3 protein-coding genes and 2 pseudogenes are annotated in these 4,113 nt (G+C 39.5%); 1 reads left to right on the top strand and 4 read right to left on the bottom strand.

Annotation, left to right across the window (positions count from 1 at the left end):
* Positions 1 to 270: pseudogene (locus tag IV36_RS11595) on the top strand (hypothetical protein); the annotation flags it as partial.
* A 222-nt stretch (positions 271 to 492) separates the two neighbouring features.
* On the opposite strand, the gene IV36_RS11590 reads toward IV36_RS11595, so the two are convergent.
* The 4 genes and pseudogenes from IV36_RS11590 to IV36_RS12625 form a co-directional block, all read right to left on the bottom strand.
* A complete protein-coding gene (locus IV36_RS11590) occupies positions 493 to 1,104 on the bottom strand; it encodes an AraC family transcriptional regulator (RefSeq protein WP_235810340.1) in 612 nt (203 codons plus the stop codon).
* A gap of 48 nt (positions 1,105 to 1,152) precedes the next feature.
* On the bottom strand, positions 1,153 to 2,046 hold the full coding sequence (locus IV36_RS11585; RefSeq protein ID WP_056992647.1) for an IS3 family transposase: 894 nt from the start codon (positions 2,044 to 2,046) through the stop codon (positions 1,153 to 1,155).
* A gap of 145 nt (positions 2,047 to 2,191) precedes the next feature.
* The gene (gene tnpA, locus IV36_RS11580) at positions 2,192 to 2,713 is read right to left on the bottom strand and encodes an IS66 family insertion sequence element accessory protein TnpA (protein ID WP_235810339.1); all 522 of its coding nucleotides are present in this window, start codon (positions 2,711 to 2,713) and stop codon (positions 2,192 to 2,194) included.
* A gap of 69 nt (positions 2,714 to 2,782) precedes the next feature.
* A pseudogene (locus IV36_RS12625) lies at positions 2,783 to 3,572 on the bottom strand (Tn3 family transposase); the annotation flags it as partial.
* Between the last annotated feature and the right edge of the window lie 541 nt (positions 3,573 to 4,113).

The raw sequence follows: 4,113 nt of genomic DNA, 5'->3' as shown, positions 1-4,113 counted from the left end.
GGTACACATGTTTTTCTTAGTATAGCACAACTAAAAAAGTGTACCACCTGGGTACACCTAAAAGATTCACAACTTGTGAGTGACCCGAAGAATGAAAGCAATGTTGCAAGCCAAGTTTGGATGGCTTTAACTAAAGTCTTACCAATAGAACAAAATCGAAAATTAATGGATGCTGCTTTAGAGAATCTCTTTCCAGTTAAAGGAATTGCGACATCGTACATGTATCACCACATTGCTGAAACATTATTTGAAACGCAGCAATTGAGTTAATTAAGAATTATTGGGAAAAAAGCTTGATTATGGAGCTGATACTTTCTAGGAAGTATTTCAACCGGAAAATTCCCAGTTTTCCCCCTATATTAGCGTTGCAATTAATAGTTGTTACCATGCATGGAGTTGTACACCAGTTTACTTACTGAGAAAATATTAAAAATAGGAGGTGTGATTATTTTTAATCAGATTGGGTAATTTGTAATTAACTTCAAAAGACAATCACATATGATATTTCTTTCTAAATTCGGTAGGAGTCATTCCAGTGTGTTTAACAAATAATTTTGTCAAGTAGCTCTGATCATAAAACCCGAGCATGGTTGCAATTTCTGTGACGGTCTTGTTAGAGAAGACCAGTTGACTGCGAACCTCACGCATTTTTTGTTCATTGGCATAGTTAACGATTGTTTGAGCGGTATCTTGTTTAAATACGCGGCAGAGGTAAGGCTTAGAATAACCTAAATCTTGTGCCATTTGTTCTAACCGCAATGGTTCATTTAAGTGTTTAAAAATATAATCTTGAATTAAGAAAACGATGGTAGAATTTGAAAAATTTTGTGCCGCACGGACGCGTTTTACAAATAATTCACCAATTTCTTGCATCAATTCTACAATACTGTCTATTTTCTTCAATTTTTCAATTCGTTGAACACACTTGTCGCTTAATGCATAGGCTGATTCAGGATGCATTCCACCCTTAATTGCAGCGCGGGTAAAGATGGTTGTTGCAGCAATTACAAGGTTTTTACTATTTCTTAGTTCATTTCCAATCACCATTTGACCAAAGACCCCACTTTCAATAAATGCAGTTAAACGCGTGCGAAATTCTTGCACTAGGCCCTGTCAAGTTGACAAATGAAATAATATAAAGTTTTTGGTCACTTAGATGGCTTCATTCCAGTATTCATCCGGGGTGAGGCCATTTCTTTGTGCTGAGCGATTGTCATGATTAAAATATTCGATTCCTGATTCAACGAGCGTTATTAACTCTTGATAGGTCTTTGCTCGCGGATGACGCGCCATCCAGCGAAGTTTAAATTCATTCCACCAGCGTTCCATCGGGGCGTTATCATATGGTGTTCCTGGACGCGACATACTGCGGGTGATCTCAAATTGATTGATGAAATGATTGAACGCTCTTGAGGTATACGCCGAACCACGATCGGTGTGAATAAGTGATGGGACCTTACCAACTGCAGTAAAGGCACGCTGAAAAACCTGGATCTCAGCGGCACTCGTTTCTGTGGCGCTGAGATTGTATGCCAAGAGTCGGCGACCATATAAATCCAAGACACCACTTAAGCGGACTTTGTACTCACCATTAAGCCCATAAGTTAGTTCAGTTGAATCAGATAACCAAATTTTATTGGGCGCTGTCACTTGAAAGTTTTGCTTTAAAACATTGTCGAGTAAATATTGTTCAGTTTGTTTGGCCCGTTTATGCTTCTTTGGCCGTACTTGACAGCGAATATCAAGTTCACGCATGACCCGGCGAACTTGCTTCAAAGTTACCGGAAAATCAATTAGTTTATCCGCTTGTAAGTTAGTCAGAAGATTTCCAGCACCGATACCTTGGTGGTGAAAATCAAACCAATATTGGGTGCGTGTTTTGAGTTGTTTATTGTGCTTTTCCCATGTTGTTTCCTGTCGTCTAAGCCCTTTATGATAAGCTTGTCGGCTGACGCCGATAACGGTTAAAAGTTTCGTTACGGCACCATGATTACCTTGGCTGACTACCTTGATAGCGTGGTAAGCCAGCCGATGTGGTTTGTTCACCCCCTGCGCTGAAGTTCCTGAAATTTTTTTATGAAGGCCTCGTAGAGTTCCTTATCTGCCAGTTGTGCTTTTAGTTCTCGGATCTGGAGATTAGCCTTATCTAGTTCGGTTAATTCATGATTGGCTTTTCGATGCCCACGGTTATCTACGAGCGCTTCATAGCCGCCACTTTTTTGATCACCCAAGTACGGACCTGTTGGTAGGAGACTTGAAAGTGATCCGCGGCTTCGGTATACGAGTGTTTAGCTTTAGTCACATATTCAACGATCTTGATGCGTTCTTCAAAAGTTGTTTGCCGACTCATGGTAGGGACCCGCTTTCTAGACGGTCTGGCCGTCAAGGCTTTATCCCTATTATACCTGGAAACCCAGTTGTCGAGTTGTGTTGATGAACGTAAACCAAATTTTGTGGCTAAATCCAGCAGTGACCCTTCACCGGCCAAAAAAGCCTGAACAGCTTTAAGTTTCAATTCGTTGGAATAATGATTATTTGTGTGCGCTTCCGTGAGCCCTGCCAACCCATCACGTTCAAGGCGCGACTGCCAACGCATGAGCGTTTCTCGATGGATACCATGTTGTCTGGTAAAAGTCCCAATTGATAAACCTGATTGCTTGAATTCAGCTAACAGCGCCAACTTTTCCTGAAGCGTGTGTCTAGCTCTAGGCATACAAAAATCCCTTTATGGTTGTCAGATGAATTATAGTATTTCATCTGACAACCATAAAGGGATTATCGCACGGGCTTCACCTTTATTTAGCTGTTCCAAAATTTGACGCGCATAAATTTCATCTGAGAGATAGCGCAATTGATTCTTCGTTTTATAGACTTTGCCATATTCAGTAATCGCTTTGCCCAAAACGGTTGGGTGGCCTTCGCGCTACAGAGCCTGAGTTAATTCCGTTGCATTAACCTTGCCAGACTTCAAAGAACCGGCAACGCGTAAAATATCTTCCCAACGCCCTTAAATTAACCTTAAATTAATGCGATTTTGAGAAACCCCTTTTAAGGCTTGATAATCAGCGGTGTCCGTCATAATCTGAGTGGGTTCCAAACTGCTACTTTGATTCAAAAAGCCTTCTAATAGGTAGAGAGAATCTCGCAAGGTCCGCAACCACCATGCCATGAAAGCCGATGTATTGATCAGAAACAATAAAAAGTAATCCCGCGGCCACGGCCAAAGTATTTTGGATTGCTGCGAGAATATAAAGACCTTTGTGGGGCTACGATATCAATTCGCAAATATTGATGATCCACGTACATTAACCGATCGTATTTTAGACTATTTGAACTGTTTTTAGACACTGGCGAAAGGCCAATTCAACGTGTTTCATTTTCATCTCACTTTCACTAACGTGACTGAAACATTGCGTTAGCTGTAACTGTTGGTTAACCCCGATAAATCAATTTTGAGAATTAAATGCCGAACACGACTTTTAAAGGACGAAGTCGGCCTTTTGTTCACGGACTTTGCGCAATTTGGCCACAATAATTTTTTCTCGGTCGTCAACCTCTTTGACCTGGGCCATTGGTGGCCCCTTCGAAAACAATGGTGACTAAAATATCCGGAATGAATTTCTTTATTAACTCTTTTTTCTCAAATTCTTTTAATACATAATAGATTGTTAATTTATTAAAAGACGTTAACCTCATGATCTGATCAACAGTCGCAATCCCTAACTTATTTAAAACATTTAAAACCAGATATCTCTTTTCAGTTAATCCTACTCTGAAACTAACTTCCCTATATCCACAACCCCTATTTCTCTAGTACATGCTTAATAAAAAACTCCCAGAAAGTTTAACTGGAAGTTAATTGATATCCTACATCTATTATCTTTTAATTGATCTAAATTATTACTAATCTCTTAAATAACATATAATTTAATCTGCAGTCCTGTTCTTCTATGTATTTCTAATTATAGATTACATGATCTCATTTACTAAGTCCTTATATTTCTTAACTAAATTATTCAAAAGAAAGCACATTTATATTTGACAATCAAACTAGCCTGGCTTAGTTTTTAGGAAGGCTGAAGCGGTATGAACAAAGTTTTTCCCTGGTTTTCG

It is taken from the genome of Liquorilactobacillus mali (genome assembly GCF_001437155.1).
GTDB classification, from domain to species: domain Bacteria; phylum Bacillota; class Bacilli; order Lactobacillales; family Lactobacillaceae; genus Liquorilactobacillus; species Liquorilactobacillus mali_A.
The sequence above is the reverse complement of the archived record's forward strand: the minus strand, read 5'-3'. Positions and strand labels throughout refer to the sequence as shown.

Coding starts and splice junctions, on each gene's coding strand:
- tnpA (WP_235810339.1), bottom strand. CDS start 2,713: ATGCCTAGAGCTAGACACACGCTTCAGGAAAAGTTGGCGCTGTTAGCT.